Raw genomic sequence first — 19,283 nt, forward strand, 5'->3', positions numbered from 1 at the left:
AGTGCTCGGCAGGGGATGCAGAGAGCGTGACCCACACCCAGGGTGGATCCATGGTCCGATCGGACGCTGGCGAGGAGGACCAAACGCGTGGTCAACTCCCACTCCGCAGCCGACCTCCTGGTCGACGTGCAGCGCGGCAACGGCCGTGTGCTGCACCGGCAGATCGAGGCGTCGATCCGCGAGGGCATCCGGACCGGCCGGCTCGCCACTGGCAGCTCCCTCCCGCCGACGCGCACCCTCGCCGCCGAGCTCGGCGTCTCCCGCGGGGTGGTGGTCGAGGCCTACGAGCAGCTCGTCGCCGAGGGCTACCTCGTCAGCCGGTCCGGCGGTTACACGCAGGTGGCGGCCGGCCCTGCGCCTCGGTCGGCGGACCGCTCCGCGCCGGCGCCGGCGCGGCCGGTCGTCGACTTCCGCTACGGGCGCGCCGACGTGGCGGGTTTCCCGCGGGCGGCGTGGCTGCGCTCCTTCCGCCGGGTGCTCACGGAGGCCCCGCACGACAGGTTCAACTACCAGACCGGCAGCGGGCTGCCGGAGCTGCGCGCCGCGCTCGCCGAGTACCTCAACCGCGTGCGGGGCACCTCAGCCCACCCGGACGACGTCGTGATCTGCACGGGCTACGCCCAGGGCATCTCGCTGCTGGTGCACGTGCTGGCCGCGGCCGGCGCAGGGCGCCTCGCCGTCGAGGACCCGTCCTCGAACGACGACGTGCGCCCATCCGCGGCTGCTGCGGGCATGCAGGTCGTCGGCATCCCGGTCGACGAGGACGGCATCCGGATCGACGCTCTCGAGCGCACTCGGGCGGACGTCCTCGTCCTCACGCCCTCGCACCAGTGGCCGATCGGCGGGGTGCTCAGCCCCGAGGCGCGGGCGGCCGTGCTCCGGTGGGCCAGGGATCGGGACGCCCTGATCATCGAGGACGACTACGACGCCGAGTACCGCTACGACCGGGCGCCCGTCGGGGCGATGCAGGGGCTGGCTCCCGACCTCGTCGTCTACGCCGGGACCGCCAGCAAGACCCTCGCGCCGGGCATCCGGCTCGGCTGGCTCGTCGTGCCGGAGCGGCTGCGTCACGCCGTCGCGGCGGCGAAGATCGGCGCGGACCGCGGATCGTCGGCCTTCGACCAACTCACCTTCAGCGACTTCCTCACCCACGGCGAGTTCGATCGCCACCTACGCCGGATGCGCCCGGTGTATCGCCGCCGCCGCGACACCCTCTTGTCCGCTCTGGGCGACCACCTCCCCCAGCTGCGCCCCGTTGGAGCGGCGGCCGGCACCCACCTGGTCGCCTGGCTGCCCGATTCCTGGGAGGAGGACGCCCTCGTCGATGCGGCGCGACGAGGCGGCGTCGGCATCTCCGGCGTCTCGCCGTACCGGCTCACCGCGCCAGGCCCCGCAGGACTGCTGTTCGGCTACGCCGACCTCGGCGAGCGAGTCATCGAGGAGGGGGTTCGCCGCCTGGCCGTCGCCGTGGCGGGTCTCGCTGACGGGCGATGAGCCGCTGCCCCGGACAGCCGTGCGCATGGGATGTGCCACCGGCTCGGAGGCCACCACGCACCGCCATAGGTGCTACTTCCGACAGACCTCGAGCCCGTGTCCAGGGTCGACCGGCGTCAGGTCCGACAGCACACTCAGACGCCGGTGGCGCCGTCGATGCGTTCCCGGAGGAGATCGGCGTGACCGGCGTGACGGGCGTACTCGGCGATCATGTGGTTGTAGATCCACCGCAGGGTCACCTGGCCGCCCATGAAGGAACTGGTCTGGTCCAGTTCGCGTCCGGCACAGTTCGCCCGGGCCTGCGCGACCTCGCTCTCCCACGTCGCCCGGGCCTTCTCGACGCTGACGTCCTCCCTCAGGTCGAACCCGCCATCGGGGCCGTCGGGGTCGGCGTCGGGGTCGAAGACGGGGGCCACCCGCTCGCCCAGCAGGACCCGGCGGAACCAGTTCCGCTCCACCTCGGCCATGTGCTGCACGAGCCCGAGCAGCGTCAGCGGTGACGGTGGCACCGAGACGGTCCGCAGCTGGTCGTCGGTGAGACCGTCGCACTTGGTGGCCAGCGTGGCCCGGTAGAAGTCGAGCCAACTCTCCAGCGTGGTGCGCTCGTCGGCCTGCAGCGGGGGCATGGCACGTTCGGTCGTCGTCATGGCGGGATCGTTCCAGCCCCGTCAGCGGGCTCGGCTCCCGGTCCTGGTCCTGGAGCGCCTCCAGGGACGGGCCCGAGGCACGTGTCCACCGTCATCAGCGGACAGGGGTGGCAGCGGACCCTGGGCCTGGGATCACCTACGGACGGTCTTCCTCGCCCGTGGCCTGCCCGGCCAGGGTGGCCCATCGCCCCGGAGGAAACCCGTACGTGCGCTTGAACTGGCGCGTCATGTGGCTCTGGTCGGCGAAGCCGGCGTCGGCAGCCGCCTGTGCGAGGGACTGCCCCTGGCTGATCGCCGCGCGTGCGACAGCGAGCCGTCGCTGGATGCGGTAGCGGTCAGGACTGGTGCCGAAGGCGCGCCGGAAGTGACGGGCGATGGTGAAGCGGTCACTTCCGGCGATGGCCTCGAGGGTCGACGCCGACGTGGGTTCGTGTGCGTGTGCCGCCAGGTGGTCGCGCACGGCTGTCACTCCCGCGATGTCGATCTTCTCGACCGGTGGAACCGGGGAGTCGCTCAGCGTGGTGAGGCAGTCGGCGACGACGACGACCAGCTCGATGCGGAGGACGTCGTCGATCGGGTCGTCGATGTCGGAGAGCAGGGCGGCGACGCGCCCGGGCGCGCTACCGGACCGATGCACCGGCTCCGCGACGAAGGGCAAGGGGCGCTGGCCAACGGCGTCGCGGATCAGCTCCGGAGCGATGTAGAGGATCCGGTACCCGAACCCCTCCTCGGTTCCGGCCGCGCCGTCGTGCGTCTCGTCCGGGTGCAGGACGTGCAACTCGCCCGGCAGGCATGCACGACGCGAGCCGCGGTAGGCGAAGGTCTGCACGCCGAAGGTCGTCACACCGACCGCGTACACGTCGTGACGATGGGGCTCGAACGCGGCCCCGTGCAGACGCACCTCCGCACGTTCGACACCGGGCCCGGCGGGGCCGAAGCGCATCCGGCTGGACTGCTGCCTGCACGATCGTTCAAGACCCTCGACACCCCGGCCGGTTGGCTGTCGCGGCATGCGTGGACGCTACTGCGCCGAGCGCGGATCGATGTGGGGGCGACGGTGCACTGGGACGCCGTAGCCCCACTGGTGGTGACATCGCTGGCGATCATGGGGAGTCCCGGCCCCACCACGATCAGCCTCGTCGCCGCAGCATCGGCCTTCGGGGTCCGCCCGACACTCCCCTATCTGATCGGTGTCATCGGAGGAACGACCGTGGTGCTCGTCGCGGTCGCTGCCGGGATCACCGCCGCCCTGCTCGCGGTGCCCGGGATCGGCACCGTCCTGCTGGCGCTCTCAGCCAGCTACATCCTCTGGCTCGCTCACCACATCGCCACCGCCCCTCCGTTGGCCCAGCCGACCGCGACCTCGGCCGCCCCGACCCTTGCGGGCGGAGCGCTGCTCGGCGTGGCCAACCCCAAGGCGTGGGTCGCGATCGCTGCAGTGTTCGCGAGTTCCACCCTCGCCGAGGACGCCACCGTGGACGTCGCCGTCAAGATCATCGTGCTGGCGGGGATGATCGTGATCATCCATGTCGTGTGGTTGTGCGCCGGCCTGCCGCTCGCCCCGCTGCTGAAGAACCCGCGCCTGTCCCGCGTTCTCAACATCACGCTCGCCACTGCCCTGGTCGCAGCCACCGCGTTGGCAGTCCTCGGCTGACGCTCGTCGGTGGAGGAACGGTCGGCGGTGCGCCCGCTGCCTCGGGGACCGGCCCGACCACTGGCGTCTCGCAGGCATCTCCGACCGCTGCACCCTCAGCCGGCGCATCGCCGTCAGGCCGGTTCGGCCTCGCGCAGGCGCTGGCTGATGACGCCGGTGATGCCGTCCCCGCGCATGCTCACGCCGTAGAGCGCGTCGGCGATCTCCATCGTCCGCTTCTGGTGGGTGATGACGATCAGCTGCGAGGTCGCGCGGAGCTGCTCGACGAGGGTGAGCAGCCGCCCGAGGTTGACGTCGTCGAGGGCGGCCTCGACCTCGTCGAGCACGTAGAACGGCGACGGCCGGGCTCGGAAGATCGCCACGAGCATGGCCACGGCGGTCAGCGAGCGCTCGCCGCCGGACAACAGCGACAGCCGCTTGACCTTCTTGCCGGGCGGCCGGGCCTCGACCTCCACGCCGGTGGTGAGCATGTCCTCGGGGTCGGTCAGGTGCAGCCGGCCGTGTCCGCCCGGGAACAGCACGGCGAAGACCTGCTCGAACTCCCGCTGCACGTCGGCGAAGGCCGAGGCGAAGACGTCGTGGATGCGCCCGTCGACCTCGCGGACGACGGTGAGCAGGTCGCGGCGGGTGGCCTTGAGGTCCTCGAGCTGCGTGGCCAGGAAGCCGTGCCGCTCCTCGAGTGCCGCGAACTCCTCCAGCGCCAGCGGGTTGACCTTGCCCAGCGTGGCCAGGTCGCGCTCGGCTCTGGCGGCGCGGCGTTCCTGGGCGGCCCGGTCGTAGGGCACCGGGGCCGGCTCGGGCTCTCCTGCGGCCTCCGCGGCGGCGACCTGCGCCGGGATGGGCGGCACCGGGGCGGCGGGGCCGTACTCGCCGAGGAGTGTGGGCAGGTCGACGCCGTACTCCTCGGCCGCCCGGCCCTCCAGCGCCTCGATGCGGTAGCGCTGCTCGGCGCGGGCCACCTCGTCGCGGTGCACCTCGTCGGTCAGCCGCTCCAGCTCGGCGGTAGCGGCGCGGACGGCGGCGCGCACCTCGAGCAGCTCGGCCTCGCGGGCGGTGCGCACGCGGGCCAGCTCGTCCCGCTCCACGGCGGCCCGGGCGAGGGACGACGCCAGCGCGGTGAGCGCCGCCTCCGCGCCGGACCGCACCCGGGCGGCGACCTGCGCGCCGCGCTCGCGGGCCACCCGGGCAGCGGCGGCGCGCTCCCGGGCAGCGCGTTCCTGGCGGGCCTGCCGGCGCAGCGACTCGGCCCGCCCGGACAACGCCCGGGCCCGCTCCTCGGCGGTGCGGACGGCCAGCCGCGCCTCGGTCTCGGCCTGCCGGGCCGCGGCCGCCTCCCATCGCAGCCGGTCCCGCTCGGCGGGGTCGGGCTCCTCCTCGACCGGCGCCGCCTCGGCCTCGGCCAGCCGCTGCTCCAGCCCCGTGAACGCGGCCTGCGCCTGCTCGAGCGCCTGTTCGGCCCGGACCCGGGCCGCCGCCGAGCGCTCGGCCTCGGCGGTGGCCGACCGCGCGGCCGCACCCAGCTCGGCCAGCTGCGTAACGACAGCAGAGCGGGTGCGGTCGGCGGCCTGGCGGGCGGCGAGGGCCTCGTCGACGTCGGCCGAGCGCGCGCGGGCGGTCTCGCGCGCGGCGGCCAGCCGATCGGCGAGCTCGGCGGCGCGGGCAGCCGCGGCGGCCAGCTCCCGCCCGGCGTCGTCCACGCGGGCGCGGAGCTCCAGGCCGGAGGGGGCGTTGGCCTGGCCGCCGGCCGACCAGTCGGAGCCGACCAGGTCGCCGTCCGCGGTCACCGCCCGCACCCGCGGGTGGGTGCCGACGAGGGTGACGGCCGCGTCCAGACCGGGCACGACGGCGACCCGGTCCAGCGCGCGGTCCAGGGCCGGGTGCAGTTCCTCGGGGGCGTCGACGAGGTCGCGGGCCCAGCGCACGCCCTCGGGGAGCTCCGGCCAGCCCTCTCGGGGCAGCGCGGGCAGGCCGCCGGTGACGAGCAGGCCGGCCCGGCCGCCGTCGACGTCCTTGAGGTGTGCCAGCGCGGCGGCGGCCCCGGCGACGGAGTCGACGACGAGCGCGTCGGCCATGCCGGCCAGGGCGGCCGCCAGGGCGACCTCTGCACCGGGCGCGACGGCCACCCGGTCGGCGAACGGGCCCAGCACGCCGGGCAGGTCGGCGGCGAGCACGGTCGCGGCGCCGTCGGCCGGCGCCAGGCCCTGGGCGAGGGTGTCGCGCCGGGCCTGCCAGGAGGCGCGGTCGCGCTCGGCGGCACGCTCGGCGGCGGCCAGCTCGATGACCGCCCGGGCCGCCTCGGCGTGCGCGGCGACGGCGTCCTGGTGGGCGGTGACCAGCGCGACGTCGCCGTCCTGCTGCTCGGCCACCGCCTCCCGGCGCTCGGCCAGCCGCTCGGCGGCGACCTCGGCGCGGTCGGCGGCCTCGCCGGCGGCGAGCGCGAGCCGCTCGATCTCCGACTCCCCCGCGGCCACGCGCGAGCGGGCGGCGGCGACCTGGCCGGAGAGCCGGGCCAGGCCCTCGCGGCGGTCGGCCAGCGCGCGGGCGGCGGCCACCCAGGCGCGCTCGGCCTCGGTGAGCGCGCTCTCCAGCTCGGTGCGGGTCGCGACGGCGGACGCGAGCCGGCCGCGCTCGGCCTCCAGACCCGCGGCCAGCTGCTCCTCGGTGGCGGCGACCCGGTCGGCCTCGGCCTCGAGCTGGTCGGGGTCCCGGCCGGCGGCGGCCGTGGGCGGGGCGGCGGAGAGGTGACGGTGCCGCTCGGCGGCCAGCTGCGCGATGCCGCGGAAGCGCTCGGTCAGGGCGGACAGCCGGTACCAGGTGTCCTGGGCGGTGGCCAGCAGCGGGGCGTCGGCCGCGAGCTGCCCCTCGAGTGCCGACTCGCGCGCCGACGTCCGCGCCAGCTCCGCCTCGACGACGGCACGTCGCTGCCGAGCAGCGGTCTCGTCGGCGACGTCCTCGTCCAGCGCGTCGCGCAGCTGCACGAGGTCGTCGGCGAGCAGCCGGAGCCGGGCGTCGCGGAGGTCGGCCTGCACACCGGCCGCGCGGCGGGCGACCTCGGCCTGCCGGCCCAGCGGCTTGAGCTGGCGGCGCAGCTCGGCGGTGAGGTCGGCGAGCCGGTCGAGGTTGGCCTGCATCGCGTCGAGCTTGCGGAGCGCCTTCTCCTTGCGCTTGCGGTGCTTGAGGACGCCGGCGGCCTCCTCGATGAAGGCGCGGCGGTCCTCCGGGCGACCGGAGAGGACGGCGTCGAGCTGGCCCTGGCCGACGATGACGTGCATCTCGCGGCCGATGCCGGAGTCGCTGAGCAGCTCCTGGACGTCGAGCAGCCGGACCTTGTCCCCGTTGATCTCGTACTCGCTCTCCCCGGAGCGGTACATCCGACGGGTGATCGACACCTCGGTGTAGTCGATCGGCAGCGCGCCGTCGGAGTTGTCGATGGTGAGCGTGACCTCGGCCCGGCCGAGAGCCGGGCGGCCGGCGGTGCCGGCGAAGATGACGTCCTCCATCTTGCCGCCGCGCAGGCTCTTGGCACCCTGCTCGCCCAGGACCCAGGCGATGGCGTCGACGACGTTGGACTTGCCGGACCCGTTGGGGCCGACGACAGCGGTGATCCCCGGCTCGAGGCGCAGGGTCGTCGCGGACGCGAAGGACTTGAAGCCCTTCAGCGTCAGGCTGGAGAGGAACAGTTGACGGACCCGGCCTTCCTCATGCCTCGCACGCTCGGCACGAGCCTCTGGGCGCGGCCGGACTAGGCGAGCGCGGGCTCGGCGTTGTCGCCGGCCAGGCTGAGCAGCTCGTGGGCGATGGCGGCGTCGCGCTGGGCGCGCAGCTCCTCCAGTTCCTGCTCCAGTCGGCGCACCCGGGCTCGCAGGACGGCGTTCTCCTCGACTACTCGGAGCTCCGCGGGGGCGACGACGTGACCGAACAGGGCCTTGGCCATGGCAACAACGGCCTTTCGACTGCGTGAAGGTGTGACCTGCGCCCCGTACGACGGTCGGCGCGGTCCGTGTGCTATCAGGGTGACAGGCCCGGACACGCAGGTCAACGGGCACACTCCAACGCTCCCGTGTCAGGAGGGTGTCGCGTTGGTCACGCCGTCGTGAACCCGGTGCTCCCTCGGATCGGCTCGTCCCGGACGTCGACAGCCGTGACCGCGCCGGGCGCCCGCGGGCCCTGCAGATCGGCCAGGACGGCGGCCACCGCGGCGTCCGGACCCTCGAGCACGACCTCGACGCGCCCGTCGGACAGGTTGGTCGCCGACCCCGTCAGCCCCGCGTCAGCGGCCCGTCCGCGGACGAACCAGCGGTAGCCGACGCCCTGCACCGAACCGGAGACGAGGGCCACGACCCGGCGCCGTCCGTCCTGCTGACCGCTCACGGTCCCCATGATCCGCTCCCGCGGAGCGCTCCGCTCACGGGCGACGGGGCCTCGGGCGCGGCTGGCACTGCGGGCAGCTGTAGCTGGAGCGGTTCATGAAGGACTCGCGCACGATCGGCGTCCCGCAGCGCGGGCAGGGCCGGTCGACCTGGCCGTAGACGGCCAGGTGCCGGGAGAAGTAGCCGCTCTGCCCGTTGACGTCGACGTACAGCGAGTCGAAGGAGGTGCCGCCCTGCGCCAGGCTCCCGTGGAGGACGTCGCGCACCCCCTCCAGCAGCGCGCCGACCTGGGCCCGGGTGAGCCGGTCGGTCGGGCGGTTGCCGTGCAACCGGGCCCGCCACAGCGACTCGTCGGCGTAGATGTTGCCGACGCCGCCGATCAGCGTCTGGTCCAGCAGGGCGCGCTTGACCTCCGTGCGCCGCCGACGCAGCCGCGCGGAGAAGTCGGCCTCGTCGAAGGCCGGGTCCAGCGGGTCGATCGCGATGTGCGCGACCCGGGGCGGCACGGTGCCGCCCTCGCCGGCGTCCTCCACCGCCAGCCCGCCGAACGTGCGCTGGTCGACGAAGCGCAGCTCGCGGCCGCCGTCGGTGAAGGTGAAGCGGGCACGCAGGTGGGTCTCGTCGGGCTGGGCGGGCTTCTCGACCAGCAGCTGACCGCTCATCCCGAGGTGGGCGACGAGCGCCTGGCCGGCGGGCGTGCCGTCGTCCTCGGCCAGCGGCAGCCAGAGGTACTTGCCGCGGCGGTGGGCGGCGGTGAGCGTGCGCCCGGTCAGCGCGGCGACGAAGTGCTCGGCGCCCTCGAGGTGGCGGCGGACGGCGCGCGGGTGGTCCACCTCGACGGAGGCGACGGTGCGCCCCGCGACCCAGCGCTCGAGGCCGCGCCGGACCACCTCGACCTCGGGCAGCTCGGGCACGTCGGCTCAACCCGCTTCGGATGCAGCTGCGACGGCCTCGCCGTCGGGGCCGGCGCCGTCGGAGAGGGCGTGCCAGGCGGCCTCGGCGGCCTCCTGCTCGGCGGCCTTCTTGGTGCGCCCGGCGCCGCGGCCGTACACCGTGCCGGAGAGGACGACGGCGGCGGTGAAGGTCTTGGCGTGGTCGGGGCCGGTGTCCTCGACCACGTAGGCCGGCGCACCGAGCCCCAGCCGGGCGCCCAGCTCCTGCAGGCTGGTCTTCCAGTCCAGGCCGGCGCCGCGGGTGGCGGCCTGGTCGAGCAGCGGGTCGAACAGCCGGTGCACGATCGCCGCGGCGGTGTCCAGGCCGAGCCCGACGTGCACCGCCCCGATGATCGCCTCCACGGCGTCGGCGAGGATCGAGTCCTTCTCCCGCCCGCCGGTGGTCTCCTCGCCGCGGCCGAGCAGCAGGTGCGGACCCAGGCCGCCGTCCCCGAGCCGGCGGGCGACACCGGCCAGCGAGGTCATGTTGACCACCGAGGCGCGCAGCTTGGCCAGCCGGCCCTCGGGGAGTTCGGGGTGCCGCCGGTAGAGCTCGTCGGTGACGACCAGGCCGAGCACCGAATCCCCGAGGAACTCCAGGCGCTCATTGGTGGGCAGCCCGCCGTGCTCGTAGGCGTAGGACCGGTGGGTCAGCGCCAACGCCAGCAGGCCGCCGGGCAGCTCGACCCCCAGGGCGTCGAGCAGCCAGGCGGCCGCGCGGTCGGCGTGCGCCACACCGGCCGGGGAACGGCCGGCGGCCCCGCCCGCAGCGGGCTGGGTACCGGTGGCCGTCGTCCCCACGGCTGGTCCTGCCGGGGTCAGACCGAGAGGACCTGACGGCCCGCGTACTGCCCGCAGTTCGGGCAGGCCTGGTGCGGCGGCTTGGGCTGGCCGCAGGCCCGGTTCGGGCACGGCGTGAGGGTGGGCGCGGACGCCTTCCACTGCGAGCGCCGGGCGCGGGTGTTGGCGCGGGACATCTTCCGCTTCGGGACGGCCACGTCAGTTCTCCTCTGGGTCGTCCGCACCGGCGTTCGGTGCGGCGGTGAAACGTGCGGCGAGCCCGGCCCAGCGCGGGTCGAGCTGCTCGTGCGTGTGGTCGGCGGGCAGGTCGTCGAGGCGCTGCCCGCAGTCGACGCACAACCCGGCGCAGTCCTCGGTGCAGGTCGGCGCGAGCGGGAGGCTCAGGACGACGAGGTCGCGGACCATCGGCTCGAGGTCGATGTGGTCGCCCTCGACGCGGCGGACCTCGTCCTCCTCGCTGGTGGCCTCGGTCGTGCTGCCCTCGTAGGCGAACAGCTCCTGGACGTCGAGCTCGAGGCCGTCCTCGATCGGCTCCAGGCATCGCGCGCACGAGCCGGTGACCGGGACGTCGACCTCGCCGGTGACCAGCACGCCCTCCATCACCGACTCCAGCCGCAGACGGAGCCGGACCTCGGCGCCCGCGGGGACGCCGATGAGTTCGACCCGCCAGTCGGCGGGCGCCGGCAGCGTGCGCTCCAGCTCCTGCATCGAGCCGGGGCGCCGGCCGAGCTCGCGCAGGTCCACGGACCAGGGGTTGGCAGCGGGACGCCGGGCGTCCGGGGACGCGGCGCCTGGGCGGGACGGCTGGGCGGCAGGCATGTCGGTACTCGCGGTAGGCATCGGGGAGGAGGCCGGCCGGGGTGCGGGGACCTCCGGCGGTCGGACCGAGGACTGAGCCTACCCGATGGGGAGCGACGCCGTTCCGCAGCGGAGGTGGCCCGGTGCTGAGGCGGGGCGGTGCCACGATCAGGGTCCCTGATCGTGCGGTGTCCTCCCTCACCGCGGAACGTGCGGGTGGACGCTTCTGGATCAGGGACCCTGATCCCAGCGAGGCTCAGGGCTCGCGGAGGCTGGCGCGCGCCTTCTCCACCGAGCGCAGCATCCGCTCGAGGGTGCCGCCGAAGTCGGCCAACCGGGTGTCGACGTACTCGTCGACCTCGGTGCGCATCTGAGCGACGTCCGCGGCGGTCTGCGCCCCGAGCTCGTCGGCGCGGGCGACCGCGCCCCGGTAGACGTCGGTCTCGCTGATCAGCCGCTCGTGCTCGGCCTGCGCGGCCGCCAACATCTCCGCCTGCTGGGCCTGCGCGTCGGCGATCAACGCCTCGTACTGCCGGCGGGCCTCCTCGGCGATCCGCTCGGCCTCCTCCTCGGCGCGGGCGAGCAGGTCCTCCGCCTCGGCCTGGGCGCGGGCGAGCAGGTCGTCGCGCTGCCGGCGGGCCGTGCCGAGGATCTCCTCGCGCTGCCGCCGGGCCGCGCCGACCACCTGCTCGGTCTCGCTGCGGGTGCGGCCGGTCAACCGCTCGGCCTCGGCCTGCGCCTGCTGGAGGATCTCGGTGCGCTGCTCGACGATCGCGCCGGCCTTGTGCACCTCGGCCGGCAGGTTCTCGCGGAGGTCGTCGAGCAGGTCGAGGACGACGTCGCGGGGGACCATGCAGGAGCCGCCGGACATCGGCACGCTGCGCGCGTGCTCGATGACGCTGCTGAGCTCGTCGACGGTCTCGTACAGCCGGTAGACGACCTCGGTCACGTCTCCTCCTCGCCGGAGCTCGTCGGAGCCGTGACCGGCGGTGCCGCGCCCTCGCGTGACCTGGTGAGCTCGGTCACGTCCGCTGCTCCCGGTGCGCGATGAGCCGCTCGTGCACGGCCTTGGGCACCAGCCCCGAGACGTCGCCGCCGAAGGTGGCGATCTGCTTGACCAGGCTGGAGGAGAGGTGGCCGACCTGCGGGGCGGTGGGTACGAAGAGCGTCTCCACCCCGGCCAGCTCCCGGTTCATCTGCGCCATCTGCAGCTCGTACTCGAAGTCGCTGACCGCGCGCAGCCCCTTGACGATCACCGGGATGTCGTTGCTGCGGCAGTAGTCGACGAGCAGTCCCTGGAAGCTGTCGACGGTCACGTTGGGCACGTCGGCGACCGCGTCGCGCAGCAGCGCGATGCGCTCGTCGACGGTGAACAGCCCGGCCTTGCCGGGGTTCACCAGGACGGCGACGACCAGTTCGTCGTACAGGGCCGCGGCCCTGCTGACGACGTCGACGTGGCCGTTCGTCACGGGGTCGAACGACCCGGGGCAGACCGCTCGCCTCACGGACAGCGACCGTACCGGAGCACGGCCTCGCCGTAGCGGCGGTCGCGCAGTCCGCGCAGAGGTGTCGGCCACTCGAAGGGGGGCTCGCGGCTGGAGCGCTCGACCACGACGACGGCGCCCTCGACCAGCCACTCCCCGCTGACCAGCGCCTGCAGCACGCCGAGGACCTCGGGCAGCGGTGTGGCGTAGGGCGGGTCGGCGAGGACGAGGTCGAATCGGGCCGGCGGCGGCCCGGCGACGACGGAGGGCACCGAGCCGGACACGATGCGCCCGCCGGGCAGGCCGACCGCCTCGAGGTTGGCCCGCAGCACCGGCAGCACCCGCGGGCCGTTCTCGACGAACACCACCGGGGACGCGCCACGGCTGAGCGCCTCCAGCCCCAGCGCCCCGGACCCGGCGTAGAGGTCCAGGACGGCGGCGCCCTCGAGGTCGAGCAGGGTGCCGATGCTGTTGAACAACCCCTCCCGGGCGCGGTCGCCGGTGGGCCGCACGCCCGACGGCGGCACCTTCAGCCGCCGTCCGCCGGCCACGCCTGCGATCAGCCGCGTCACGCCTTCTCCAGGTACTCCGCGCGCTCGTCGGTGGCCAGCGCGGCCACCTCCATCGCCAGGCCCGGGAAGTCGGCCAGGCCGCGGTCGGTGGCCAGCAGGGCCGTGGCCTCGGTGCGGGCCTCGGCGATGAGCTGCTCGTCCTCCAGCAGCGAGAGCATCCTGATGCCCGAGCGGCGGCCGGACTGCGCGGCACCGAGCACGTCACCCTCGCGGCGGGTCTCCAGGTCCAGCCGGGCCAGCTCGAACCCGTCGGAGGTGCCGGCCACCGCGGCCAGCCGTTGCCCGGTGGCCGAGGATGCGGACGCCTCGGACACCAGCAGGCACAGGCCCTGGTGCCTGCCGCGGGCCACCCGGCCGCGCAGCTGGTGGAGCTGGCTCACGCCGAAGCGGTCGGCGTCCAGAACGACCATCACGGTGGCGTTGGGCACGTCGACGCCGACCTCGACGACGGTGGTGGCGACCAGGACCTGGACGTCCCCCGCGGCGAAGGCGCGCATCCGCGCCTCCTTGTCCTCGGGGCTCATCCGGCCGTGCAGGACCTCCAGGCGCAGCCCGGCCAGCGGCCCGGCGCGCAGCTCCTCGGCCACGTCGAGCACGGCCAGCGGCGGACGGCGGTCCGAGCCCTCCCCGGCCGGGGCGCCGTCGGCGTCGGCGGGCTCCTCCTCCGTGGCGGCGTCCTCACCGATGCGCGGGCAGACGACGTAGGCCTGCCGGCCGGCGGCGACCTCCTCGCGCAGCCGCTCCCAGGCGCGGTCGAGCCAGGCCGGCTTGTCCCGGACCGGGACCACCGAGCTGGCCACCCCGCCGCGCCCACCGGGCAGCTGGCGCAGCGTGGAGGTCTCCAGGTCGCCGTAGACGGTCATCGCGACCGTGCGCGGGATCGGCGTGGCGGTCATGACCAGCACGTGCGGGGGCCGGTTGCCCTTGGCCCGCAGCGCGTCGCGCTGCTCGACGCCGAAGCGGTGCTGCTCGTCGACGACGACCAGGCCCAGGTCGGCGAAGTCCACGCCCTCCTGCAGCAGCGCGTGCGTGCCGACGACGATGCCGGCGCTGCCGTCGGCCACCGCGGCGCGGCCCTGCCGGCGGGCGGCGGCCTTCTGCGAGCCGGTGAGCAGCACCACGCGGGTGCCGGCCGGGTCGCCGTCCAGCTCGCCGGCGCGCCCCAGCGGGCCGAGCATCGCGCCGATGCTGCGCGCGTGCTGGGCGGCGAGCACCTCGGTGGGGGCCAGCAACGCGGCCTGGCCGCCGGCGTCGACGACCTGGGCCATGGCGCGCAGCGCGACGACGGTCTTGCCCGCGCCGACCTCGCCCTGCAGCAGCCGGTGCATGGGCTGCTCGCGGGCCAGCTCGGCGGCGAGCTCCTCCCCCACCTCGCGCTGGCCGTCGGTGAGCGCGAAGGGCAGGGCAGCGTCGACGGCGTCCAGCAGGCCCCCGGGGCGTCGCGGGCGGGCGATCCCGGGCTCCAGCGCGGCGGCGCGGCGGCGGGCGGCGAGGGTCAGCTGGAGGGTGAGCGCCTCGTCCCACTTGAGCCGGTGCCCGGCCCGCTCGGCGTCCTCGTCGGAGGTGGGCCGGTGGATGTCGAGCAGCGCGGCCGCCAGGCTGGGCAGCCCGTGGCGGGCGCGCAGCTCCTCGGGCAGCGGGTCGTCGACGAAACCGAAGCCGCCGGAGGCGTCGAGCAGCAGCCGGACCGACTTCTGGATGACCCAGCTGGAGACGTCCCTGCTCGCCGGGTAGATCGGGATGAGCGCGCGGGCCCAGTCCGTGTCGTCGTCCCCGGTGATGAGGTGGCAGTCCGGATGGGCGAACTGCTTGCTCCTGCGGTACTCGCCGACGGTGCCGGCGAACAACCCCCAGGCCCCCTCCCGCAGGTTCGCGTGCCTGCGGTTGAAGAAGACCAGCTGCATCGAGCCGGCGCCGTCGCCCACGGTGACCTCGGTGAGAGTGCCCGGGCGGTTGCGCATCTTCCGCGTGGCCACCTTGCGCACCTGGGCCAGCACGGTCACCCGGTCCCCGACCTGGAGGTCGTCGAGGCGGGTCATCTCCCCGCGCTTGGCGTACCGGCGCGGATAGTGCCGCAGCAGGTCGCGCACCGTGTACAGCTCGAGCTGCTCGGCCATCGCCTTGGCGGTCTTGGCACCGAGCACCCGGTCCAGCCGGGTGGCCATCTCGACGGCCACTACTCCACCCCCACCTGCAGCCGGACCCCCTCGGGTGCGCCGTCGTAGCGGGCCACCTCGACGGTCGGGTGCACGACTGCCAGATGCGCGCAGGCGGCGTCGGCGAGGACGGTGTCGGAGCCGGCGACGACGGTGACCAGCTCCCCGCCGGCGGACAGCAGGCGGTCGAGCAGCTCGCAGGCGACCGCGGCCGGCTCCCCGCCGACGAGCAGGACGTCGCCCTCCGCCGAGCCCAGCACGTCACCGGGCGCGCACCGGCCGGCGCTGGTCAGCGCCTCGTGCTCGGCGACGGTGACCTCTGCCCAGCGGGTGGCCGCGGCCGCCTCGGCCATGGTGACGATGTCGTCGCCGAAGCGCCGGGAGGGGTCGGCGACGGCGAGCGCCGCGAGGCCCTGCACCGGCGAGCGGGTGGGGACGACGGCGACGTCACGCCCCTCCTCGCGGGCGCGCTCGGCGGCGCGGGAGGCCAGGGCGGTGAGTGTCGGGTCGTTGGGCAGCACGACGACGCCCGCCGCGCCGGACCCCAGGACCGCGGCGAGCACGTCGTCCTCGGCCACGCCGCCCGGCCCGCAGGGGACGACGGTGGCGCCCTCGGTGGTGAACAGCTCGGCGAGCCCGCCGTCCGGGACGATCGCGACGACCGCGCGCGCACCGGGCGCCGGCGCCGGGGCCCGCACCGGGGCCAGGGGGGTCACCGAGATGCGGTGCGGCCGGCCGGCCTCGATGCCCGCCTCGATGGCCGCGCCGACGTCGCTGACGTGCACGTGCACGTTCCACTCGCGCCCGCCGGGGGTGTCGACGCCGACGACCACCAGGCTGTCGCCGAGAGCGGCCAGCCGGTCCTGCAGCTGCGCCACGGCGGCCTCGTCGCTGTCGGCGAGCAGGTACTGCACCTCGCTGCCCGGACCGGCGGGCGGCTGGTGGGGCAGGTCGCCGGTGTCGGATCCGTGGTGGTGCCCGGCGTGCGGACCCCGTCCGGCCCGGCGGACCAGGGCTGGGCGGTCGGGCTCGACACCGGTCACGGTGGTCACCAGAGCATCGAGGACCAGGCACAGACCCGCTCCCCCGGCGTCGACCACGCCCGCGTCGCGCAACACGGCCAGCTGTCCCGGCGTCGCCTCGAGGGCGGCACGGGCGCCGTCGGCCGCGGCCCGCACGACCTCACCCAGGGCGGTGTGGCCGCCGGCGACCGCGGCGACCGCCCCCTCACCGCCGGCCCGCGCCACCGTGAGGAAGGTCCCCTCCTCCGGGTCGGCGACGGCGCCGTAGGCGGTGTCGGCGGCCTTCTGCAGCGCGGCGGCGAAGGTGGGCCCGTCGGCCGCGGGCTGGCCCGCCAGCTGGTCGGCCAGTCCCCGCCACAGCTGGGCGAGGATGGTGCCGGAGTTGCCGCGGGCGCCCAGCACCGCGCCGCGCGCCACGAGCGCCCAGGCCGGCTCGGCCCGGTCGCGGCCGGCCTCGTCGAGCGTGTCCAGGGCGGCCTCGGCGGTGGCCAGCAGGTTGGTGCCGGTGTCGCCGTCGGGCACCGGGAAGACGTTGAGGTCGTCCAGGCGGCCCCGGGCCGCGGACAGCGCGGCGACCGCGGCCCGGCACCACTGGCCGACCGCGGCGTCGTCGAGCGCCGGCAGCACGGCCGGAGGGTACCCACGCGGACCGACGACGCCGGGCGCGCGACGGGGCCCGGGCTCGCTGCCGCCGCCCTCCGCGACGTCTCCGCCGGGGAGCGGTTAGACTCTCCGTTGGTCTGTGTGCGGGCGCGTCGGCGTGCCGCCGTCCGTAAAGCGAATCTCTGGGAGTGATCCACCGTGGCTGCCGTGTGCGATGTCTGTGGCAAGGGGCCCGGTTTCGGTATGTCGGTGTCGCACTCGCACCGCCGCACGCCGCGCCGTTGGAACCCGAACATCCAGTCCGTGCGGGCGCTCGTCGCCCCGGGCAACCGTCGCCGCATCAACGCCTGCACCTCGTGCATCCGCGCCGGCAAGGTCGTGCGCGCCTGAAAGAGGACCCCGTCCTCCCCGCCACTCGCGAGCTCGCGGCGGGACCCTGCAGGGGGCCGATCGCCATGCGGAGCCCGGAGGTCCTCGGACCTCCGGGCTCCGACGCGTCCGGGCCGCTCCCGTCGGAGCACTCAGCCGATGCCGCGGGCGCGGGCGGCCTCGACCACGAGATCGACGACCGTCTGCAGCGGCAGGGCCGTGCTGTCGATCACCAGGTGGTAGCTGCGCGGCGAGGTCGCGTCGACGCGGTACGACCGCCGCACGTACCCCTCCCGCGCCGCGTCGTTGGCCCGCAGCTCGCGCCGCACCTCGTCGCGCGGGCGTCCGGTGCGCACCACCACCGCGTCGAGCCGCCGCTCCTCGGGGCCGTCGAGGCGGACGTGCAGCGTGCCGGGCCGGTCGCCGAGCACCAGCGCGGCGGCGCGGCCGAGGACGACCCCGCCCGGGCCGTCGGCGATCTCGCGCACCACCCGCTCGGTCTGCAGCCGGAAGGTCCGCTCGTCGAGCTGCTCGGTCACCGGGACGACGCCGCCCATCGGGTCGGGCATGCTGCCGAGCGAGGCGACGATCCGCCACAGCCCGCGGGCGACGGTCTCGTCGTTGGCCTCGGCCTCGGCCAGCGGGATGCCCAGCCGGCCGGCCACCTGCGCGGGGATGGCCCGGTCGTGGAAGAGCAGGCCCAGGTGCGCGGCCACGGCCGGACCGACCTGGTCACCGCCCGAGCCGTAGGAGGCCGAGATGGTCACCACACCGGCTCCGCTCACCGTTCCTCCTCACCGTCCAGCCGCTTGCCCAGGAACACCGCCCCGGGCAGGCCGGCGTACACGCCGTACCCGGGTGCAGAGGTGTAGCCGAGGGCGGCGTACAGCGCCAGCGCCTCGGGCTGCCGGGACCCGGAGTTGAGCACCACCGACCGGGCGCCGGCCGCGGCCGCGCTCTCCTCGAGCGCGGCCATGAGCAGCTGCGCCAGACCCTGCCGGCGGAACTCCGGGGCCACGTACACGCGCTTGACCTCGGCCACGCCGGGCTCGTGCGCCCGCCAGCCGCCGCACCCGGCGGGGACGCCGTCCACCTCGGCGACGAGGAACAGCCCGGCCGGCGGAGTGAACTCGGCCGGGTCGACGACCGCCTCGTCGGGACCGCCGTAGCGGGCCACGTACTCCTGCTGCACGCGGGCCACCAGTTCCCCGGCGAGCAGGTCGTCGTAGGCCACGGCGCGCAGCGTGACCGGGCGGCCGTCGGCCAGCCGGGCCTCAGCGGAAGTGCGCATGCCCGGTCCCCTCCGCCCCGACGGCCGCGGCCGCCGCCTCGGCCGGTTCGCCGTCGACCCGCACGCCAGGGTCCCCCGCGCGCACCGTGCCGATCGTCGCCCAACCCTCCGGCAGGCCGGAGCCGGCCGGGAAGGTCGCCAGCAGCGCGTGGTCCTCCCCACCGGTCAGCACCCAGGCCATCGGGTCCCCGCCGAGGGCGGCCGCCACCTGCTGCAGCGGGCCGGGCAGCTCCAGGGTGGCCCGGACCAGCGCCGCCCGGTCGACGTCGACGAGCACGCCGCTCTCCTCGGCCAGGTGCCCGGCGTCGGCGAGCAGCCCGTCACTGACGTCGCACATCGCCGTCGCACCGGCGTCGGCCGCGGCCGGCCCGGCGGCGTAGGGCGGCGTGGGGCGCCGGTGCGCGGCCACCGCCGCGGCCGGGCTGGTGAACCCGCGCCGCAGCACGGCGAGGCCGCACGCCGACCAGCCCAGCCGGCCGGCCAGGGCGAGCACGTCGCCCGGCCGGGCACCCGAGCGCAGCACCGGCGCCCGGCCCTCCAGGTCGCCCAGCGCGGTCACCGACAGGACGACGGCGCCGCTGTCGGGGGCCGACGACACCGTGTCGCCGCCGACGACGGCCGCGCCCAGCGGCGCGCACTCCTCGGCCAGGCCGGCGGCCACGCCCTCCAGCCACGTCGTCGGGGTGTCCGGCGGGCAGGCCAGCCCGACCAGCAGCGCGGTCGTCACCGCGCCCATCGCGGCCACGTCGGCGAGGTTGGCCGCGGCCGCCTTGTGCCCGACGTCCTCGGCCGAGGACCAGTCGCGGCGGAAGTGCCGGCCCTCGACGAGGACGTCGGTGGTGGCGACCACGCGGCCGTCGGGGGCGCGCAGCACGGCGGCGTCGTCACCGGGTCCGACGTCGGCGACCCGGGCCGCACCGGAGCGCGCGAGCACGCGGGCGATCACGCCGAACTCGCCGACCACGCGCACGCTGTCGGCCGGGTCGTCCCGCGGGACCAGCGGGCGGGGACGAGTCACCGGTTCCTCCAGCCTGCTGGGGTAGGTTGCCGAACTGTCCGCCCACCGGTGCGGACGCCGCACCGGCAGCGC

General features: G+C 75.5%; 20 protein-coding genes. 3 read left to right on the top strand and 17 right to left on the bottom strand.

Annotation, left to right across the window (positions count from 1 at the left end):
* The first annotated feature begins 87 nt into the window (after window positions 1-87).
* A complete protein-coding gene (locus tag BUB17_RS15295) occupies window positions 88-1,494 on the top strand; it encodes a MocR-like pyridoxine biosynthesis transcription factor PdxR (RefSeq protein WP_208983413.1) in 1,407 nt (468 codons plus the stop codon).
* A gap of 134 nt (window positions 1,495-1,628) precedes the next feature.
* Here BUB17_RS15295 and BUB17_RS15300 read toward each other — a convergent pair whose 3' ends face one another.
* Both BUB17_RS15300 and BUB17_RS15305 read right to left on the bottom strand, forming a co-directional pair.
* Window positions 1,629-2,141, bottom strand: a complete 513-nt coding sequence (locus tag BUB17_RS15300) for a DinB family protein (protein ID WP_072919383.1) — start codon at window positions 2,139-2,141, stop codon at window positions 1,629-1,631.
* 136 nt (window positions 2,142-2,277) lie between these two features.
* Window positions 2,278-3,084, bottom strand: a complete 807-nt coding sequence (locus tag BUB17_RS15305) for an AraC family transcriptional regulator (RefSeq protein WP_072919385.1) — start codon at window positions 3,082-3,084, stop codon at window positions 2,278-2,280.
* On the opposite strand from BUB17_RS15305, the gene BUB17_RS15310 reads away from it, so the two are divergent.
* On the top strand, window positions 3,004-3,795 hold the full coding sequence (locus BUB17_RS15310; RefSeq protein ID WP_208983417.1) for a LysE family translocator: 792 nt from the start codon (window positions 3,004-3,006) through the stop codon (window positions 3,793-3,795). The genes BUB17_RS15305 and BUB17_RS15310 overlap by 81 nt on opposite strands.
* Before the next feature lie 113 nt (window positions 3,796-3,908).
* On the opposite strand, the gene smc is transcribed toward BUB17_RS15310, so the two are convergent.
* From smc to BUB17_RS15370, 12 genes are all read right to left on the bottom strand, one after another.
* The gene (gene smc / locus BUB17_RS15315; RefSeq protein ID WP_072919482.1) at window positions 3,909-7,475 is read right to left on the bottom strand and encodes a chromosome segregation protein SMC; all 3,567 of its coding nucleotides are present in this window, start codon (window positions 7,473-7,475) and stop codon (window positions 3,909-3,911) included.
* Window positions 7,476-7,537: 62 nt separating this feature from the next.
* Window positions 7,538-7,729: a hypothetical protein gene (locus tag BUB17_RS15320; protein ID WP_012950016.1), complete on the bottom strand. Its 192-nt coding sequence runs from the start codon at window positions 7,727-7,729 to the stop codon at window positions 7,538-7,540.
* 149 nt (window positions 7,730-7,878) lie between these two features.
* Window positions 7,879-8,166, bottom strand: coding sequence for an acylphosphatase (locus tag BUB17_RS15325; RefSeq protein WP_244277244.1), 288 nt, complete (start codon window positions 8,164-8,166; stop codon window positions 7,879-7,881).
* A 34-nt stretch (window positions 8,167-8,200) separates the two neighbouring features.
* Window positions 8,201-9,079: a bifunctional DNA-formamidopyrimidine glycosylase/DNA-(apurinic or apyrimidinic site) lyase gene (gene mutM / locus BUB17_RS15330; protein ID WP_072919387.1), complete on the bottom strand. Its 879-nt coding sequence runs from the start codon at window positions 9,077-9,079 to the stop codon at window positions 8,201-8,203.
* Between the two features lie 6 nt (window positions 9,080-9,085).
* Window positions 9,086-9,898, bottom strand: a complete 813-nt coding sequence (gene rnc / locus BUB17_RS15335) for a ribonuclease III (protein WP_175561382.1) — start codon at window positions 9,896-9,898, stop codon at window positions 9,086-9,088.
* 17 nt (window positions 9,899-9,915) lie between these two features.
* Complete coding sequence (gene rpmF, locus BUB17_RS15340; protein WP_012950020.1) at window positions 9,916-10,095, bottom strand: 50S ribosomal protein L32; 180 nt, start codon at window positions 10,093-10,095, stop codon at window positions 9,916-9,918.
* A 1-nt stretch (window position 10,096) separates the two neighbouring features.
* The gene (locus tag BUB17_RS15345; protein WP_141243037.1) at window positions 10,097-10,642 is read right to left on the bottom strand and encodes a YceD family protein; all 546 of its coding nucleotides are present in this window, start codon (window positions 10,640-10,642) and stop codon (window positions 10,097-10,099) included.
* Window positions 10,643-10,952: 310 nt separating this feature from the next.
* Window positions 10,953-11,645, bottom strand: a complete 693-nt coding sequence (locus tag BUB17_RS15350) for a hypothetical protein (protein ID WP_072919390.1) — start codon at window positions 11,643-11,645, stop codon at window positions 10,953-10,955.
* A 73-nt stretch (window positions 11,646-11,718) separates the two neighbouring features.
* Complete coding sequence (coaD, locus tag BUB17_RS15355) at window positions 11,719-12,201, bottom strand: pantetheine-phosphate adenylyltransferase (RefSeq protein WP_072919392.1); 483 nt, start codon at window positions 12,199-12,201, stop codon at window positions 11,719-11,721.
* A complete protein-coding gene (rsmD, locus tag BUB17_RS15360; RefSeq protein ID WP_072919393.1) occupies window positions 12,198-12,752 on the bottom strand; it encodes a 16S rRNA (guanine(966)-N(2))-methyltransferase RsmD in 555 nt (184 codons plus the stop codon). Before rsmD ends, coaD begins: the two co-directional genes overlap by 4 nt.
* Entirely contained in the window at window positions 12,749-14,929 is a 2,181-nt protein-coding gene (gene recG / locus BUB17_RS15365) for an ATP-dependent DNA helicase RecG (RefSeq protein WP_083606354.1), read from the bottom strand. Before recG ends, rsmD begins: the two co-directional genes overlap by 4 nt.
* A complete protein-coding gene (locus tag BUB17_RS15370; RefSeq protein WP_072919395.1) occupies window positions 14,929-16,557 on the bottom strand; it encodes a DAK2 domain-containing protein in 1,629 nt (542 codons plus the stop codon). Before BUB17_RS15370 ends, recG begins: the two co-directional genes overlap by 1 nt.
* Before the next feature lie 183 nt (window positions 16,558-16,740).
* Between BUB17_RS15370 and rpmB the strand changes: the two genes are divergently transcribed.
* Entirely contained in the window at window positions 16,741-16,923 is a 183-nt protein-coding gene (rpmB, locus tag BUB17_RS15375) for a 50S ribosomal protein L28 (RefSeq protein WP_425283681.1), read from the top strand.
* Window positions 16,924-17,054: 131 nt separating this feature from the next.
* Here rpmB and BUB17_RS15380 read toward each other — a convergent pair whose 3' ends face one another.
* The 3 genes from BUB17_RS15380 to BUB17_RS15390 are packed head-to-tail and all read right to left on the bottom strand — an operon-like array spanning window position 17,055 to window position 19,211.
* Window positions 17,055-17,687 carry a cytidylate kinase-like family protein gene (locus BUB17_RS15380; RefSeq protein WP_072919396.1) on the bottom strand — a complete coding sequence of 211 codons (633 nt, stop codon included), beginning with the start codon at window positions 17,685-17,687 and terminating at the stop codon, window positions 17,055-17,057.
* Window positions 17,684-18,193, bottom strand: coding sequence for a GNAT family N-acetyltransferase (locus tag BUB17_RS15385; RefSeq protein ID WP_072919398.1), 510 nt, complete (start codon window positions 18,191-18,193; stop codon window positions 17,684-17,686). Before BUB17_RS15385 ends, BUB17_RS15380 begins: the two co-directional genes overlap by 4 nt.
* Complete coding sequence (locus BUB17_RS15390) at window positions 18,177-19,211, bottom strand: thiamine-phosphate kinase (protein ID WP_072919399.1); 1,035 nt, start codon at window positions 19,209-19,211, stop codon at window positions 18,177-18,179. The genes BUB17_RS15385 and BUB17_RS15390 overlap by 17 nt, the downstream gene beginning before the upstream one ends.
* Between the last annotated feature and the right edge of the window lie 72 nt (window positions 19,212-19,283).

The sequence above is a fragment of the Geodermatophilus obscurus genome, assembly GCF_900143215.1.
In the GTDB taxonomy this organism is placed as follows: domain Bacteria; phylum Actinomycetota; class Actinomycetes; order Mycobacteriales; family Geodermatophilaceae; genus Geodermatophilus; species Geodermatophilus obscurus_A.